The sequence below is a fragment of the Pseudomonas sp. genome, assembly GCF_030147005.1.
Classification (GTDB): domain Bacteria; phylum Pseudomonadota; class Gammaproteobacteria; order Pseudomonadales; family Pseudomonadaceae; genus Aquipseudomonas.
This window is the reverse complement of the sequence record NZ_JASLAW010000229.1, coordinates 1-15709: the sequence shown is the minus strand read 5'-3', so window position 1 is coordinate 15709 and position 15709 is coordinate 1. Positions and strand designations below refer to the sequence as shown.

General features: G+C 62.2%; 16 protein-coding genes. 14 read left to right on the top strand and 2 right to left on the bottom strand.

The genetic code is table 11. The features are described 5' to 3' along the window. Window positions 1-98: 98 nt before the first annotated feature. Window positions 99-1067: an AraC family transcriptional regulator gene (locus Q1V60_RS21770; RefSeq protein WP_300634647.1), complete on the bottom strand. Its 969-nt coding sequence runs from the start codon at window positions 1065-1067 to the stop codon at window positions 99-101. A gap of 102 nt (window positions 1068-1169) precedes the next feature. Between Q1V60_RS21770 and Q1V60_RS21765 the strand changes: the two genes are divergently transcribed. After that, window positions 1170-2420: an MFS transporter gene (locus tag Q1V60_RS21765; protein ID WP_300634644.1), complete on the top strand. Its 1251-nt coding sequence runs from the start codon at window positions 1170-1172 to the stop codon at window positions 2418-2420. Window positions 2421-2468: 48 nt separating this feature from the next. Here the strand turns inward: Q1V60_RS21765 and Q1V60_RS21760 are convergent, their stop codons facing one another. Next, window positions 2469-2768 (bottom strand): hypothetical protein, encoded by a 300-nt coding sequence (locus Q1V60_RS21760; protein WP_300634641.1) that lies wholly within the window; start codon window positions 2766-2768, stop codon window positions 2469-2471. Window positions 2769-2982: 214 nt separating this feature from the next. Between Q1V60_RS21760 and Q1V60_RS21755 the strand changes: the two genes are divergently transcribed. The 13 genes from Q1V60_RS21755 (at window position 2983) to pstB (ending at window position 15697) form a co-directional block, all read left to right on the top strand. Next, window positions 2983-4197 (top strand): methyl-accepting chemotaxis protein, encoded by a 1215-nt coding sequence (locus tag Q1V60_RS21755; RefSeq protein ID WP_300634638.1) that lies wholly within the window; start codon window positions 2983-2985, stop codon window positions 4195-4197. 9 nt (window positions 4198-4206) lie between these two features. Next, window positions 4207-4575 carry a response regulator gene (locus Q1V60_RS21750; RefSeq protein ID WP_058423391.1) on the top strand — a complete coding sequence of 123 codons (369 nt, stop codon included), beginning with the start codon at window positions 4207-4209 and terminating at the stop codon, window positions 4573-4575. Window positions 4576-4599: 24 nt separating this feature from the next. After that, entirely contained in the window at window positions 4600-4887 is a 288-nt protein-coding gene (locus tag Q1V60_RS21745; protein ID WP_300634632.1) for an STAS domain-containing protein, read from the top strand. A 41-nt stretch (window positions 4888-4928) separates the two neighbouring features. Then, the gene (locus Q1V60_RS21740; protein WP_300634630.1) at window positions 4929-6968 is read left to right on the top strand and encodes a chemotaxis protein CheA; all 2040 of its coding nucleotides are present in this window, start codon (window positions 4929-4931) and stop codon (window positions 6966-6968) included. A gap of 29 nt (window positions 6969-6997) precedes the next feature. Then, window positions 6998-8656, top strand: coding sequence for a methyl-accepting chemotaxis protein (locus tag Q1V60_RS21735; RefSeq protein WP_300634627.1), 1659 nt, complete (start codon window positions 6998-7000; stop codon window positions 8654-8656). Between the two features lie 35 nt (window positions 8657-8691). Then, window positions 8692-9231, top strand: a complete 540-nt coding sequence (locus tag Q1V60_RS21730) for a chemotaxis protein CheW (protein WP_300634624.1) — start codon at window positions 8692-8694, stop codon at window positions 9229-9231. A gap of 9 nt (window positions 9232-9240) precedes the next feature. Continuing rightward, window positions 9241-10050 (top strand): CheR family methyltransferase, encoded by an 810-nt coding sequence (locus Q1V60_RS21725; RefSeq protein ID WP_300634621.1) that lies wholly within the window; start codon window positions 9241-9243, stop codon window positions 10048-10050. Further along, window positions 10047-10580 carry a chemoreceptor glutamine deamidase CheD gene (gene cheD / locus Q1V60_RS21720; RefSeq protein WP_300634618.1) on the top strand — a complete coding sequence of 178 codons (534 nt, stop codon included), beginning with the start codon at window positions 10047-10049 and terminating at the stop codon, window positions 10578-10580. Before Q1V60_RS21725 ends, cheD begins: the two co-directional genes overlap by 4 nt. Next, the gene (locus tag Q1V60_RS21715; RefSeq protein ID WP_300634615.1) at window positions 10543-11619 is read left to right on the top strand and encodes a chemotaxis response regulator protein-glutamate methylesterase; all 1077 of its coding nucleotides are present in this window, start codon (window positions 10543-10545) and stop codon (window positions 11617-11619) included. The genes cheD and Q1V60_RS21715 overlap by 38 nt, the downstream gene beginning before the upstream one ends. Window positions 11620-11897: 278 nt before the next feature. Beyond that, on the top strand, window positions 11898-12926 hold the full coding sequence (gene pstS, locus Q1V60_RS21710; protein ID WP_300634612.1) for a phosphate ABC transporter substrate-binding protein PstS: 1029 nt from the start codon (window positions 11898-11900) through the stop codon (window positions 12924-12926). A gap of 74 nt (window positions 12927-13000) precedes the next feature. After that, window positions 13001-13969: a phosphate ABC transporter permease subunit PstC gene (gene pstC, locus Q1V60_RS21705; protein WP_300634610.1), complete on the top strand. Its 969-nt coding sequence runs from the start codon at window positions 13001-13003 to the stop codon at window positions 13967-13969. Further along, the gene (pstA, locus tag Q1V60_RS21700; protein ID WP_300634607.1) at window positions 13966-14859 is read left to right on the top strand and encodes a phosphate ABC transporter permease PstA; all 894 of its coding nucleotides are present in this window, start codon (window positions 13966-13968) and stop codon (window positions 14857-14859) included. The genes pstC and pstA overlap by 4 nt, the downstream gene beginning before the upstream one ends. A 76-nt stretch (window positions 14860-14935) precedes the next feature. Then, window positions 14936-15697 carry a phosphate ABC transporter ATP-binding protein PstB gene (gene pstB / locus Q1V60_RS21695; protein WP_300634705.1) on the top strand — a complete coding sequence of 254 codons (762 nt, stop codon included), beginning with the start codon at window positions 14936-14938 and terminating at the stop codon, window positions 15695-15697. The last annotated feature ends 12 nt before the right edge of the window (window positions 15698-15709 follow it).

The window sequence follows — 15709 nt, the reverse complement described above, 5'->3', positions numbered from 1 at the left end:
AGGCGGTGAACGTTCTAACTACCAGCAGCGGGATGCGGGGCCCGGTTGAAAGCAGCCGCCACCCGCGCTCCATGGTTTTCTACAAGCCTCGCTCGGCTTCAGGGAACAGCGGGCTGCCTCGACTGACGACTCAACCCAGGCGTCTTGCCCGTGACGCGCTTGAATGCGCGACTGAAAGCGGCCTGGGAGGTATAGCCCAAGCGCTGTGCCACCTCTTCAATTGGCAGCCTCTCGAGCGTCAGCCACTGGCTCGCGAGCCGCATGCGCAATTCGGTGACGTAGCGCAGCGGGGCCATGCCGATAATCATCTGGAAACGGTCGGCGAAGACCGAGCGCGAGGTATTGCATTGCTCCGCGAGCTGCGCAACGGTCCAGTCGCGTCCCGGTTGTTGATGCAGCGCGAGCAGCGCGTTGGCCAGGCGTGGATCGCGCAATGCGGCGACCAGGCCAGAGGCATTACCGCAAGCGCACTCCACCCATCCGCGAACGACCATCGCAGCCACCACGTCGGCCAACCGCGCGAGGATGCCGGCGAAGCCGACACGCGCGGCGCTGACCTCGCGTTCCATTGCGGTCAGGATAGGTACCAGTCCGGGGTAACGCTGGCCACCGGCATCGACCAGCATCAGGCCCGGCATCAGTCTGCCCAGGCCATGGATACTGCCCAGTTCAAACTCCATGCAGCCACTGAACAGAAGGGTGGTCGGCGTCGGGCCGGCATCGGTTCCGGTAGCCACCGCGCTGACGGTATCACCCAGAGGCGCGCCGTCCAGACGGTCGATGTCCTGAACCGGTACGTCCGTATCGGACAGCAATTGATGGGCGGCGCCGTGGGAAATGAAGACGGCGTTGCCGGCAGACAGGGCATACGTCGTCCCGTCCTCCATCCGCACCACCGCATTGCCGACCGCCAGGAAGTGAAACCAGGCATGCCCAGGCTTGTCAGCGAAGCCCAGGCCGAAGACTGGACCGGCTTGGACGCGCCGGTACTCCACGCCACGCAGGCGCATGCCGCGCAATAGCTCGTTGATGAGATCCGAGGAGAGGGCAAACGGGTCGGTAGGCATTGTTCAGGTGTTTTGGTCAAAAAATAGAGGTTTTCGATCATAGATCATCCAGAACGCCGCGCCTAGACTGCGGGTCGCAATGAAGATCGGGAGATCCGTGTAATGACTGATTATGTGTGTAATGCCGTATCCGACAGCCGCCCCGGCGCCGGGATGGATGTAGAACCTGCAACCCCCGCATGGATGGCAGTCTTCTCGTTGGCAATGGGCGTATTCGGGTTGCTCACCGCCGAGTACCTTCCGGCCAGCCTGTTGACGCCGATGGCAACGGACCTGGGAGTGTCCGAAGCGCTGGCCGGCCAGGCGGTAACGGTAACAGCAGTGGTGGCACTGTTCGCTGGCCTGTTGGTGCCAGGGCTGACCCGCAGCATCGATCGCCGTTGGGTGCTGCTGGGTTTTTCGACGTTAATGATCGCCTCCAATCTGTTGGTCGCCGTTTCCTCCAGCTTCGCGGTGCTGTTGGTGATGCGTATCTTGCTGGGTATCGCCCTCGGTGGTTTCTGGAGCATGGCGGCAGCAGTGGCGATGCGCCTGGTACCGGGGGCTTTGTTGCCCCGAGCGCTGTCGATCATTTTCAGCGGCATTGCCGTCGGAACGGTGGTTGCGGTCCCGCTGGGCAGCTACCTGGGCGGGCTCTATGGCTGGCGCAGCGCGTTCTTTGCGGCGGCGGCGGTAGGTGCGGTGACCCTGGCTTTCCAGTCCTTCACACTGCCGCGCCTTACGCCGCGCAGGCCGGCACGCCTGCGTACCGTACTCGAGGTATTGCAGCGCCCGGGTATCGCCATGGGGATGTTCGGGTGTGTGCTGGTACACAGCGGCCACTTTGCGATGTTTACCTATGTTCGGCCATTCCTCGAGGGTACTACCGGCATCGGCCCGCAAGGCCTGTCGCTGATGCTGCTGGGCTTCGGTGTGGCGAACTTCGGCGGCACGCTGTTGGCCGGGTGGCTGCTTGTGCGTCACCCGCTGGCCACCCTGGTGTTGATGCCCGCGCTGGTGGGTGTTGCAGCGCTGGCGTTGGTGTTGTTGCCGGCCTCGGTGCCGGGGCAGGCGGTGCTGATGGCGATCTGGGGGCTGGCCTTTGGTGGCGTGCCGGTGGCGTGGTCGAACTGGGTTGCCAGCGCCATACCGGATCAGGCGGAAAGCGCCGGCGGCATGGTGGTGGCTTCGGTGCAGTCGGCCATCGCAACAGGCGCAGCCGCTGGAGGGGCGATGTTCAGCCTCGGCGGCAGCGCAGGCGTATTCGTGGCGGCGGGCATGCTGATGCTGCTGGCCGCGTTGCTGATTGCGTGGCGTGTCCGGGTCCCTTCTGCCCGTGACAGTGCCCAGACGAGGCCGGCGCTGCACCTCTGATCCGGCTCACCAGGCCGCCTCGGCCCCGTACGCAGCGCTATAAAACGACTATTGATAAGTATCCAGGTCCTCAGCCGGATAAAACTCGCCCTTCTTACCCATCTTTTCCAGTCGTTCGCGCGCGATCAATTCAACGCGAGCGACTGCGGCCTGATCGTCAGGGTCGACCAACTGCAGGCACAGCCGTCGCACATTTTGGTCATGGGTGCCCTCGCTGAGCATTTCGTGGGTAAAGACTTGTTCGCCACGCCACAGGCATCGCTGGGTATGAGTCTCGCCGAGCCAGATCTCGTTGATTGATCTAAGGTCAGTGGTAGCCAGTTGGTCCACGGTGATTGTCTTATCCATTGCGCTGTACCTCACCAATAATCAGGTAACGGTAGACTTGCGGGCACGGCGGGTCGTTCCCCGGGTCGGCACGCCCAGGCGCTGGGACACGCTGGCCGGTCATCCAATGGTCATAAACCGGACGGAAGGCACATAAGGATTCTAAAGTTGCGAGGCACTGGGCAGATAACCCCTATGTCGTTTATATCCGCAACAATGTTCAAGGATCGAACTCATGACCCAGCGTCAATCCGGCCACATTTCCCCTCCCGCCCATCCGCGTTTTCGCTGGTTCGCCCTGATCCCGGTTGTGCCCGCCGTTGTGTGGATACTCGTGCAATCAACCTCTGCGGCCAACCTGGCGGCCTGCGCGGTGCTGGTGCTGATCGGCCTCGGCGCCTGCGCCTGGAGCGCCGGCGCGCAGCGCAACGCCACGCTACGAGCAATCGCGCGGGCGCAGGCGGATCAGGCCGACACGGACGCGGCGCGCAACGGTTTGGCCTCACGGGCGCAGCTCGATGAGGTGTTACTGGGCGCCATGCCGATCTGGGCCAAGCAGGTGGAAAGCTCGCGCCATCAAACCGAAGAGGCCATTGTGAGCCTGGCCAACCGTTTTACCGGCATCGCTGGGCGGTTGCAGGAAACGGTACAAGCCTCGCAGCACGCTGCCGGTGAACTGGATGGCGGGGGCGCCGACGGGGCGCTCGAGGTGCTGGCGCGCAGCGACAGTGAGCTGAGCCAGGTGATCAATTCGCTCAAGGCCACTCAAAGCAGCCGTGACCAGACCCTGGTCCAGGTCCGCAGCCTCACCGCCTATACCAAGGAACTGCGCGCCATGGCCGCCGATGTGGCGGCGATTGCCGCGCAGACCAACCTGCTGGCCCTCAACGCAGCCATTGAAGCGGCGCGTGCCGGCGAGGCCGGTCGTGGCTTCGCGGTGGTGGCCGATGCGGTGCGCAGCCTGTCGAACAAATCCAGTGAAACCGGCCAGCAGATGTCGGCCAAGGTCGACATCATCAATAACGCCATCACGCAATTGGTGCAGGCCGCGTCCAGCAGTGCCGACCAGGACAGCCACTCGGTGGCCGAGTCCGAAAACAGTATTCAACGGGTGCTCGAGCGTTTCCAGAACATCACCGGGCGCCTGGCCGACTCTGCCGACCTGCTCAAGCAGGAAAGCTACGGCATCCGTGATGAGATGACCGAAGTGCTGGTCAGTCTGCAATTCCAGGATCGGGTCAGCCAGATCCTCTGTCACGTGCGAGACAACATGCAGGCCTTGCATGACCACCTCCTGCAAGCCAGCCAGGCGCCGGACCAGGCGGTGGGCGTCGACGCCCGGCAGTGGCTCGCGCGCATGGAAGCCACCTATGCCACCGACGAGCAACGGCGCCTCCATCACGGAGCGGCGGCCGCGCAGCAGAATTCTCAAGACATCACCTTCTTTTAGGAGCACATCATGGCGAAGAATGTATTAGTGGTCGACGACTCGAGCAGCGTGCGGCAAGTGGTCGGCATTGCTTTGAAAAGCGCCGGCTACGACGTTATCGAGGCCAGCGACGGCAAGGATGCGCTGAACAAGCTGACCGGGCAGAAAGTGCACTTGATCATCAGCGACGTGAACATGCCCAACATGGACGGCATCACCTTCGTCAAGGAGGTCAAGAAGCTGGCCAATTACAAGTTCACCCCGATCATCATGCTGACCACCGAGTCCCAGGAATCGAAGAAGGCCGAGGGCCAGGCCGCCGGCGCCAAGGCGTGGGTGGTCAAGCCGTTCCAGCCGGCGCAAATGCTGGCCGCCGTATCCAAGCTGATCCTGCCTTGACCCTCCGGCACCAGGGAGGCTGCCATGCCCATCAGCACTGAAACACTCGACGGCACCGCCTGCGTGCGCATCGACGGCGAGTTGACGATTTACACCGTCGCCGAGCTGGCGGCTGCGCTGTTGCCGCAGATGGGCGCCACGCCCCGCCTGGAGCTGGATCTGTCACAGGTCACGGAGATGGACGGCGCCGGTTTGCAGTTGCTCGCGGTTGTCCAGCGCGAGGCGGGCGCCGCCGGTACTGCGTTGAGCGTGACGGGCCAAAGCCAGGCGGTCATGCACGCATTGCAACTGTGCCGCAGCGCGGCCTTGTAGTCAGTACTTCCCATGTTTTTTGATCGACAAGGACAGTCCAGGTGAGCATCAATCTCGATCAGGCACAGCAGACATTCATCGTTGAGGCGCGCGAGCTGTTGCAGGCCATGGAGCAATCCCTGCTGCAATTGGAAAGCGAGCCCGGCGACCAGGATGCCATCGGCGCGATTTTCCGCGCCGCACACACCATCAAGGGTTCGGCGGGCCTTTTCGGGCTGGCGTCGATCGTGGGGTTCACGCATATCGTCGAAGACGTGCTTGACCGCCTGCGCGACGGCGAAGTGGCGGTGGACGCGGCATTGATCGCGCTGTTGCTCAAGTGCGGCGACCACATGCTCGAACTGGTCGAAGTGGTCGCCAACCGCGGTGAGGCGCCGACGCCTGCCGCGCTGGAGCGCGGTGAGGCATTGCGCGAGGCGCTGAGCGCCTATCAGCCGATGCGAACCGTCGCTGCCAGCGTCGACACCGCTGAGGTGGCCAACGACGCGGCGGTCGAAGCGCTCTGGCACATCTCCCTGCGCTTCGGCGTGGACGTGTTCCGTAATGGCATGGACCCACTGTCATTTTTGCGTTACCTCGAGACCTTGGGGCAACTGATGCAGGTCACCACCCTGACCGACAGCATCCCGCCAATGGACAGCTGGGACCCGGAAAGCTGCTACCTGGGGTTCGAGATCGACCTGCGCTCGACGGCCGGCCACGCCACCCTCAACGAAGTGTTCGACTTCGTGCGTGACGACTGTGAGGTGCACATCAGCGTCGTCGACGAAGCGCCCGCCAGCACGGCGGTCGTTGCCGGCGACCGGGCCACCCAGGCAGAGCAAAGCCTTGTGACGGCCGCACCGCAGCGTTCTGCGGCCGCCGGCGAAGCGAAACCCCGCGACGGCAATTACGTGCGGGTCAACGCCGACAAGCTCGACGAGCTGATCAATCTGGTCGGCGAACTGGTGATCGCCAGTGCCGGCTCAACCCTGCTGGCCCGCTCCTGTAACAACGACCCCTTGCAGGAGGCGACGTCGACGGTATCGGGGCTGGTGGAAGAGATCCTCGATGGCGCTCTGCACCTGCGCATGATCCCCATCGGTGACACGTTCAACCGTTTTCGCCGTGTGGTGCGTGATATCAGCCAGGAACTGGGCAAGGACATCGAGCTGATCATCAGCGGCGCGGAAACCGAACTGGACAAAACCGTCGTCGAGAAAATCGGCGACCCGCTGATGCACCTGCTGCGCAACGCCATGGACCACGGTATCGAAAGCGCCGAAGCGCGGCGTGCGGCCGGCAAGCCGACCAAAGGCCACCTGAGCCTCAATGCCTACCATGACTCGGGGAGCATCGTCATTGAAATCGCCGACGACGGCGCCGGGCTCAACCGCGACCGCATCCTGCAAAAGGCCCAGGAACGCGGGCTGGTGGCCAGCGGCGCGGTGCTCACCGACCAAGAGATCTACAACCTGATCTTCGAAGCGGGTTTCTCGACCGCCGAAGCGGTGACCAACCTGTCGGGGCGCGGCGTCGGCATGGACGTGGTCAAGCGCAACATCACCTTGTTGCGCGGCACGGTCGACCTGGACAGCCGCCCCGGCGAGGGCACGGTGGTGCGCATTCGCCTGCCGCTGACCCTGGCGATCATCAATGGGTTTCTGGTCGGCATCGACCAGTCCACCTACGTGATTCCCCTGGACATGGTCCAGGAATGTATCGAACTGGACGAAACCCGGCGCCAGTCCAGCCGCGACAACGGCTATCTGGACCTGCGCGGCGAGGTCTTGCCGCTGGTGGACCTGCGCGAACACTTCAGCCACGAAGGGCCGGCTGCACGGCGCCAGAACGTGGTGGTGGTGCGCTACGCCGAACACAAGGCCGGGCTGGTGGTGGATGACCTGCTCGGTGAGTTCCAGACCGTGATTAAACCGCTGGGCAAGCTGTTCGGCGCACTGCGCGGCATCAGCGGCTCGACCATATTGGGCAGCGGCGCGGTGGCCCTGATTCTGGATGTACCGGCACTGCTCAACCAACTCGTACAACTGGAAGCCCGCACGCCCCAGGCGCCTCAATCGCCGCCGGTCGTCGCTCGCTGACGCTTAAGCAATTCCATGGAGGTTTCGCAATGAAATGGTTCTACGATCTTAAAATTTCCACCAAGCTGATCAGCTCTTTTCTGGTGGTACTGGCGCTCACTGCGGCCATGGGCGGCTTCGCCATTCTCCAGCTCGGTGCGGTCAACCAGGCGGCCCAGGACATCAAGGGCAACTGGATGCCTTCCATGCGCGCAGCGGCAGGCATGCGGTTTTTTGCCGCCAACTATCGCTTGAAGGAAAACCGCCACCTCGGCACCGAAATCGCCGAGGAAAAGGCCCAGGCCGAACGTGAAGCCGCCGACGCCCGCCAACAGTTTGAAATCCGCATGGGCACCTACGAGCAATTGCTGTCGACCGATGAGGATCGTCAACTGCTGGCCAGCGTGAAGAGCGCGTGGGACGCCTACCTGACGAGCAGCAAGCAAGTACTCGAGTTTTCCCGGCAGAACCAGGAAGTCCAGGCGCGCGGTTTGCTCAGGGGCGAGTCCAAGGCGCATTTCGATGAAGTGACCAGCCGCCTGCAAAAAATGGTCGAGCTCAATGATGCTGGCGCGACGGTGGCGGGTGACAAGGGCGCGGCGCTGTACGAAAACGCACGCCTGTCGATTATCGCGGTACTGGTCGCAGCCCTGTTGATCGGCCTGGGCCTGGCGGTATTTGTTGCCCGTATTATTTCCCGCCCCTTGAGGCAAGCCGCAACCGCCGCCGAACAATTGGCCGAAGGCAACCTCAACGCCCACATTGAGCCGGGCGCCAAAGACGAAACCGGCATGGTGCTCAACGCCATGCGCAACATGGTCGGCAAGCTGGCGCATATCATCGGCGAAGTGCGTAACGCTGCCGATAACCTCGCCAGCGCCTCCGAACAGGTCAGTGCCACCGCGCAATCGATGAGCCAGGCCACCAGTGAACAGGCCGCCAGCGTCGAAGAAACCAGCGCTTCGATAGAGCAGATGAGCGCCAGCATCAACCAGAACACCGAAAACGCCAAAGTCACCGATGGCATGGCCAGCAAGGCCGCCAAGGAAGCCACCGAAGGCGGCGAATCGGTACAGCAGACCGTGGTGGCGATGAAGAAAATCGCCCAGCGCATCAGCATCATCGATGACATCGCCTACCAGACCAATCTGCTCGCCCTCAATGCCGCCATCGAGGCCGCACGGGCCGGCGAGCACGGCAAGGGCTTCGCCGTGGTGGCCGCCGAAGTGCGCAAGCTGGCCGAGCGCAGCCAGGTCGCGGCCCAGGAAATCGGCGAGCTATCGTCCAGCAGCGTGGACATGGCCGAGAAGGCCGGCAAGCTGCTTGACGAAATGGTGCCCTCCATCAACAAAACGTCCGACCTTGTGCAGGAAATCAGCGCCGCCTCCGAAGAGCAGGCCGCAGGTGTCGGGCAGATCAACACGGCCATGACCCAGCTCAACCAGGTGACCCAGCAAAATGCCTCGAGCAGCGAGGAACTGGCGGCCACGGCCGAAGAAATGAGCAGCCAGGCCGAGCAATTGCAGCAAGCCATGAGCTTCTTTGTGCTGGACTCAACGCCCAGGGCCGCGGTTCAAAGCAGCAGCGTGGACAACTCCGGCAGCAAGCCCAACCGTCAGCCACCACGCCCGAAACCACAGGCACCGCGCAAGGCTTTCGCCTACAACATGGCCAGCGCACCTGACGAATCGGACTTCACCCGCTTCTGATCCCACGATCAATACGGGCCTACAAGGAGAGTGACATGGGCGCAGTGATGACGACTCGGCATACCGCGGTTGCGGTGGATGAGGATGCGCAATACCTGACCTTCATGCTCGGCGGCGAAATGTTCGCCATCGGCATTCTGGGCATCAAGGAAATTATCGAATACGGCAGCCTCACCGTGGTGCCGATGATGCCGGCTTTCGTACGCGGGGTGATCAACCTGCGCGGCGCGGTGGTGCCGGTGGTGGACTTGTCGGCGCGCTTCGGGCGGGCCAACTCGGCGATCACCCGGCGCTCCTGCGTGATCATCATCGAGGCGAGTACCGATGATGGCCGTCCCCAGGATATCGGGTTGCTGGTCGATACGGTTTCTGCCGTGCAGGAGATCCCGGCTGCGCAGATCGAACCACCGCCCAGCTTCGGCGCGCGGATTCGCGCCGATTTCATCGGCGGCATGGCCAAGGTCGACGGCAAGTTCGTGATCGTGCTGGAAGTGGACAAGGTGCTGTCCATCGATGAGATGTCCAGCCTCGCCGAGGGTGGCCAAGCGCCGGCCCTCGACCTCGATCCGCGTTGAGTCCCGACCATGCCAGATACCGCGTCCATCGATGATCGTGAATTCGGCCAGTTCCAGAGCTGGCTGTACCGCGCCGCCGGCATCAACCTGTCGCCGGCCAAGAAAGCCCTGGTGGCCGGGCGCCTGTTCAAGCGCCTCAAGCACTACGAGCTGCAGAGCTATGGCGAGTACTTCAAACTCATCATGAGTGACCAGCGCAAGGGCGAACTGCAGGTTGCTCTGGATTTGCTGACCACCAACGAAACCTATTTTTTCCGCGAGCCCAAGCACTTCGACTTCCTGCGCCAGCAGGTGCTGCCCCAGGCCACGCCGGGCAAGGTATTTCGGGTGTGGAGCGCGGCCAGTTCCTCGGGCGAAGAACCCTACAGCCTGGCGATGACTCTGGCCGAGAGCCTGGGCACCACGCCCTGGGAAGTGATCGGCTCGGACATCAGCACCCAAGTGCTGGCCAAGGCGCGCATCGGCCACTACGCCATGGAGCGCGCCGGGACATTGCCCCAGCCGCTGCTGGCCAAGTACTGCCTCAAGGGCATTGGCCGCCAGGAGGGTACTTTCCTGATCGACAAGGCGTTGCGCAACCGCGTCAATTTTGTGCAGGTCAACCTTAACGAAGCGCTGCCCGCCCTGGGCGAATTCGAGGTGATCTTCCTGCGCAACGTGATGATCTATTTCGACCAGGCGACCAAAAGCCAGGTGGTCGCGCGTTTGTTGCCGCTGCTTAAACCCGGCGGCCATTTCATCATCAGCCACTCGGAAAGCCTCAACGGTGTAAACGACACCTTGAAGCTGGTGGCGCCGTCGATTTACCGCAAGCCATGAAAAAACCTGTCGATGCGAGCGAAGTGGTGTTGGCGCCTGGCCAGGTCAGCTTTGCGACGCGCCCGACGCGCCTGCGCACCTTGCTGGGTTCCTGCGTGGCAATCACCTTTTGGCACCCGCAACGGCGGATCGGCGGCATGTGTCATTTCATGCTGCCGGGGCGCCTGCGCAATCATCAACCGCTGGACGGCCGATATGGCGACGAAGCCATGGAACTGCTGCTGCGCCACGCCCAGGCCAATGGCACGCGAGCTCAGGATTACCAGGTCAAGTTGTTCGGCGGCGGCGAGATGTTTCCCGATCATCAGCGCCGCTTGCCGACCCACGACGTGGCCAGCCTGAATATTCGCGCAGCGCTGGCCCTCGCCGAGCGCTATCACCTGCACCTGACAGCCCAGGACATGGGCAGTACCGGTTACCGTACGATCATGTTCGACCTGTGGAACGGCAACGTCTGGGTCCGGCACCAACCAATGGGAACACTTCAACAAGATGCCTACCAAAAAAATCAGTGTGCTGCTGGTCGATGATTCGGCCGTAGTGCGCCAGGTACTGCTGGCGATTCTCGCGGACACGCCGGATATCCACGTTATGGGCGCCGCCTCCGACCCGATTTTCGCCATGGACAAACTCGCCCGGGAATGGCCGGACGTGATCGTGCTGGACGTAGAAATGCCGCGCATGGACGGCATCACCTTTCTCAAGAAAATCATGAGCGAGCGGCCGACGCCGGTGGTGATCTGCTCGTCGCTGACCCAAAAAGGCGCGGAAACCTCCCTGCAGGCGCTGGCAGCGGGGGCGGTGGAAATCATTACCAAGCCCACGACCGGCCTGAAGAATTTCCTGATCGAATCGGCCGCCGAGTTGGTGGCGGCGATCCGTGCCGCGGCGAACTCCAACGTCAGGAACCTGGGAAAGCGCAGCGTGAGCCCGGCCCCGCCCCCGGCCGGCAAGCTCAGTGCGGATGCGATTTTGCCCGCCGCCACTGGTCATGCCATGGCGCAAACCACCGAGCGTATCGTCGCCATCGGCACCTCCACCGGCGGCACCCAAGCGCTGGAGGCTGTGCTGACGGCACTGCCGCGGGTGTGCCCGGGCATGGTGATCGTGCAGCACATGCCGGAAAAATTCACCGCCTCGTTTGCCGAGCGTCTCAACAGCGTCTGCGAGATCGAGGTGCGCGAAGCGCGCAACAATGACCGCATCCTGCCCGGCCTGGCCCTGATCGCCCCTGGCGGCAAGCACCTGATGGTCACCCGCAGCGGCGCCTATTACCACGCTCAGGTCATCGATGGGCCGCTGGTCAACCGGCACCGGCCTTCAGTGGATGTGCTGTTTCGTTCGGTGGCCAAGTTCGCCGGCAAGAACGCCACGGGCATCATCATGACCGGCATGGGCGACGACGGCGCGCGCGGGCTCAAGGAGATGCTTGACGCCGGCGCCGCCACGGTGGCCCAGGACGAGGCCAGTTGCGTGGTGTTCGGCATGCCCAAGGAAGCGATCAAGCTCAACGCCGCCCAGCGCATCATGGCGCTGGGGGATATTCATCGGGCGATTTTGCATAAGTGAACGTGAGTTCCAGGCTGTCTTGACGTGATTCGCTAGTTACAGCGCCAATGTAAGGGCGCTTTTTGAGCGTATTGAACGGCACGCCAGGTCGTTGAATAACTCACGTTTGGGAAATGCAAGCGTATTGGTTGCAATTTGTTACGAAGCAATCGTGTCAAAAACCCGGTTTGAGGCGGCAAAACCGGACAAAAACACGCCTGCCATTCATTTTTCATAAAAACGTAACAAAGCTGCTGCACAGTCCCGGGAGCCCGAAAATACAACACGGAGTTCCCTGAATGAAAAGCTTGATGAAGTCTGCCGCACTCGCCGTCGCGGTTTCTCTGAGCGCCACTTCGGTGTTTGCCGCCGAGAGCATCCGCCTGACCGGTTCGGGTGCCAGTTTCCCGGCCCCGATCTACCTCACTTGGTTCAAGGATTTCAGCAAGAAAAGCGAGGGCGTCACGGTTGACTACCAGTCCAAGGGGAGCGGGGCGGGTGTGCAGGACTTCCTGAACAAAACCGTCGACTTTGCCGCCAGTGACTCCGCAATGAAAGACGAAGACATCGCCAAGGTTGCCGAGGGTGTGCAACTGCTGCCGATGACCGCCGGCGAAATCGTGTTGGCCTATAACCTGCCGGGCAACCCGAAGGGCCTGAAGCTGCCACGCGACGTGTACTCCGACATCTTCCTGGGCAAGATCACTCAGTGGAACGATCCTAAGATCGTTGCAGCCAACCCGGACCTGAAGCTGCCGGCTACGCCTATTACCGTCGTGGTTCGTGCGGACTCCAGCGGCACCACCGCGGTATTCACCAAGCACTTGGCGACAATCAACCCTGGCTTCAAAGAGGCGTTGGGTGAAGGCAACACCGTCAACTGGCCAGCCACCGACAAGTTCATCAAATCGCCCAAAAACGATGGTGTGACCGCCACCGTACGCCAGACCCCAGGCGCGATTGGCTACATCGAGTACGGTTTCGCCAAACTGGCCAAGGTTGACTTCGCCCAGCTGCAGAACAAGGCCGGCCAGTACGTGGTGCCCAATGCCGAAAGCGGTGCAGAAGCACTGGCCGCGGTGAAAATGCCGGAAAGCCTGGTGGCTTGGCTGCCGGACCCGGATGGCGCCAAGTCTTACCCGATCACGTCCTACACCTGGATGATTTTCCGCAAGGACAACGGCAACCCGGCCAAGGCCAAGGCCATGCGTGAAATGGTCGAGTACAGCCTGACCGAAGGTCAGAAAATCGCTGACTCGATGGGCTACATCCCGCTGCCGCCATCGGTAGTCGAGCAGGTTCGCAAAGCTTCCGCCAACATTCAGTAAGGCTTGCCAGGTCGCTTCCGGCGTGGGCGGTCAGCCACGCCGGGAGCGCTTCCTCCCTGTTTCGGAATTAACCCATGAACACACCTTTTGTCGTACCGGGTAACCCGGACTCTGCGTGCCAGCCACCGTCCACCAAGGACTTCATGGTTGATCGCACCTTCCGTGCGCTTGCACGCATCGGCGTGGTGCTGGTGCTGGCGCTGGTTTTCGCGCTGGTGTTCGAAGTAGGGCGCAAAGCGCTCCCAGGCATGGAAAAACACGGTTTTGATGTGCTGTTGGGCAGCGTCTGGGATGTCAACCAAGGCAAGTACGGCATTTTGCCGGCGATTTGGGGCACGCTGTACAGTGCCTTTATCGCGTTGCTGATCGCCGGCTTTTTTGGCGTCAGCATGGCGATTTTCCTCACCCAGGATTTCCTTCCCGCCAAGCTGGCTGCGGTGTTTCGCACCATTGTCGAATTGCTCGCGGCGATCCCCAGCGTGGTGTATGGCCTGTGGGGGATCTACGTGGTCATCCCCGCCATCCGGCCGCTTGCGGAGTGGCTGAACACCGAACTCGGCTGGGTCCCCTTTTTTGGCACTTCCCTGAGCGGGCCGGGCCTGCTGCCGGCCGCGCTGGTATTGGCCATCATGATCCTGCCGACCATTGCGGCGGTGTCCCAGGACGCGCTCACCGCGGTGCCGATGAAAACCAAGCAGGCCGCCTACGGCATGGGCACGACGCACTGGGAAGCGATTCTCAAGGTAATGGTGCCTTCGGCCGCCACCGGTATCTTCGGCTCCCTGGTGCTGGGCCTCGGCCGCGCCCTGGGTGAAACCATGGCCCTGGCAATGCTGGTGGGTAACGCCAACAACATCTCCCTTTCCCTGTTTGCACCGGCCAATACCCTGGCGGCCTTGCTGGCGCTGAACTTTCCGGAAGCCGGGCCAAACGAGATCGAGGTGCTGATGTACGCGGCGCTGGTGCTGATGTTCATCACGCTGCTGGTCAACGTCGCGGGTTCGATGATCATGCTCTACGCCCAGCGGGGGACCAAACAATGACCAACCTCACCCTCCCTTCCGCCGCGCTGCCCAGCCTGCAGCGCCGCTTCGAAGGCCGCGCCCTGCGCAGCCTGATATTGACCACGCTGGTCTGGTTCGGGGCGCTGCTGGCCAGCGTACCGCTGATCTCCGTGCTCTATATGCTGATTACCCGAGGCGGTGCCCGCCTCAGCCTGGAGCTGTTCACCGAGCTGCCGCCTGCCGGTTTCGAGACCGGCGGCGGCTTCGGCAACGCCATGGCAGGCACCTTTGTCATGGTCGGTATCGCGGCGGCCATCGCCGTGCCGGTCGGCATTCTGGCTGCGGTGTTCCTGGCGGAACTGGGGCCAGACAGCAAGCTGGCGAACGCTGCGCGCTTTGCCGCCAAAATGCTCACCGGCTTGCCGTCCATTCTGGCCGGCGTGTTCGCTTACGCCCTGGTGGTGATGACCACCGGAACATACTCGGCACCGGCAGGTGGCGTGGCGCTGGCCGTGCTGATGCTGCCGATCGTGGTGCTGACGGCCGAAGAGTCGATGCGCATGGTGCCCAAGATCATGAAGGACGCCGCGTACGGCATGGGCTGCACCCGTTCGCAGGTGATCTGGAAAATCATCTTGCCCACCGGCATGCCGGCGATCCTGACCGGCGTCATGTTGGCCGTGGCACGTGCGGCGGGCGAAACCGCGCCCTTGCTGTTCACCGCGCTGTTCAGCAACTACTGGATCTACCACGACGGCAACCTGGCGGTCATGAACCCGACAGCCTCGTTGGCCGTGCTGATCTACAACTTCTCCGGCATGCCCTTCGACAATCAGCTTGAACTCGCGTGGGCGGCCTCGCTGGTGCTGGTGATGATTGTGCTGGTTGTGAATGTCGTGAGCCGTATTTTCGGCAAACCCAAGTACTAAGAGCGGGAGCACCTGAATTTTGAACGTATCAACTGCGCAAATAGCCGCTCCGTTTGTTGCCGAGTCGCCTGTGGTCATGGACTGCAAGCTGGACAAGATTTTCTACGGCAACTTCATGGCCGTGCGTGACAGCCACGTGCCGATCGAAAAAAACAAGATCACCGGTTTCATCGGGCCTTCCGGCTGCGGCAAAAGCACCGTGCTGCGCAGCCTCAACCGCATGAACGACTTGGTCAAAGGCTTTCGTTTCGAAGGGCATGTGCATTTTCTCGGACAGGATGTGTACGGCAAGGGTGTCGACCCCGTGGTCGTACGTCGTTACATCGGCATGGTGTTCCAACAGCCGAACCCGTTCTCAATGAGCATCTTCGACAACGTCGCCTTTGGCCTGCGCCTCAATCGCTACAAGGGCGACCTGGGTGACCGTGTGAAACACGCGCTGCAAGGCGCCGCCCTGTGGGACGAGGTCAAGGACAAGCTGAAGGTCAGCGGTTTGTCGCTCTCCGGCGGCCAGCAGCAACGGTTGTGTATCGCTCGCGCGATCGCCACCGAGCCGGAAGTGTTGCTGCTGGATGAACCGTGTTCGGCGCTCGACCCGATTGCCACCCGCCGCGTCGAGGAACTGATGGTCGAGTTGAAGAAGGATTACACCATCGCGCTGGTGACGCACAACATGCAGCAGGCGATCCGTGTGGCCGATACCACGGCGTTTTTCTCGGTGGATATTTCCCAGGGCACGCGCACCGGGTATCTGGTCGAAATGGGCCCGACCACGCAGATCTTCAGCAAACCACGCGAACAGATGACCGAAGACTACATCACCGGCAAGTTCAGCTGAGCAACACCGCCG

What these genes read in the sequence shown, in the direction of transcription:
- Q1V60_RS21750 (WP_058423391.1), top strand. Translation starts at nt 4,207, where the DNA reads ATGGCGAAGAATGTATTAGTGGTCGACGACTCGAGCAGCGTGCGGCAA.
- Q1V60_RS21725 (WP_300634621.1), top strand. Translation starts at nt 9,241, where the DNA reads ATGCCAGATACCGCGTCCATCGATGATCGTGAATTCGGCCAGTTCCAG.
- Q1V60_RS21715 (WP_300634615.1), top strand. Translation starts at nt 10,543, where the DNA reads ATGCCTACCAAAAAAATCAGTGTGCTGCTGGTCGATGATTCGGCCGTA.
- cheD (WP_300634618.1), top strand. Translation starts at nt 10,047, where the DNA reads ATGAAAAAACCTGTCGATGCGAGCGAAGTGGTGTTGGCGCCTGGCCAG.
- Q1V60_RS21755 (WP_300634638.1), top strand. Translation starts at nt 2,983, where the DNA reads ATGACCCAGCGTCAATCCGGCCACATTTCCCCTCCCGCCCATCCGCGT.
- pstS (WP_300634612.1), top strand. Translation starts at nt 11,898, where the DNA reads ATGAAAAGCTTGATGAAGTCTGCCGCACTCGCCGTCGCGGTTTCTCTG.
- Q1V60_RS21735 (WP_300634627.1), top strand. Translation starts at nt 6,998, where the DNA reads ATGAAATGGTTCTACGATCTTAAAATTTCCACCAAGCTGATCAGCTCT.
- Q1V60_RS21765 (WP_300634644.1), top strand. Translation starts at nt 1,170, where the DNA reads ATGACTGATTATGTGTGTAATGCCGTATCCGACAGCCGCCCCGGCGCC.
- pstB (WP_300634705.1), top strand. Translation starts at nt 14,936, where the DNA reads ATGGACTGCAAGCTGGACAAGATTTTCTACGGCAACTTCATGGCCGTG.
- Q1V60_RS21730 (WP_300634624.1), top strand. Translation starts at nt 8,692, where the DNA reads ATGGGCGCAGTGATGACGACTCGGCATACCGCGGTTGCGGTGGATGAG.
- Q1V60_RS21770 (WP_300634647.1), bottom strand. Translation starts at nt 1,067, where the DNA reads ATGCCTACCGACCCGTTTGCCCTCTCCTCGGATCTCATCAACGAGCTA.
- pstC (WP_300634610.1), top strand. Translation starts at nt 13,001, where the DNA reads ATGAACACACCTTTTGTCGTACCGGGTAACCCGGACTCTGCGTGCCAG.
- Q1V60_RS21745 (WP_300634632.1), top strand. Translation starts at nt 4,600, where the DNA reads ATGCCCATCAGCACTGAAACACTCGACGGCACCGCCTGCGTGCGCATC.
- pstA (WP_300634607.1), top strand. Translation starts at nt 13,966, where the DNA reads ATGACCAACCTCACCCTCCCTTCCGCCGCGCTGCCCAGCCTGCAGCGC.
- Q1V60_RS21760 (WP_300634641.1), bottom strand. Translation starts at nt 2,768, where the DNA reads ATGGATAAGACAATCACCGTGGACCAACTGGCTACCACTGACCTTAGA.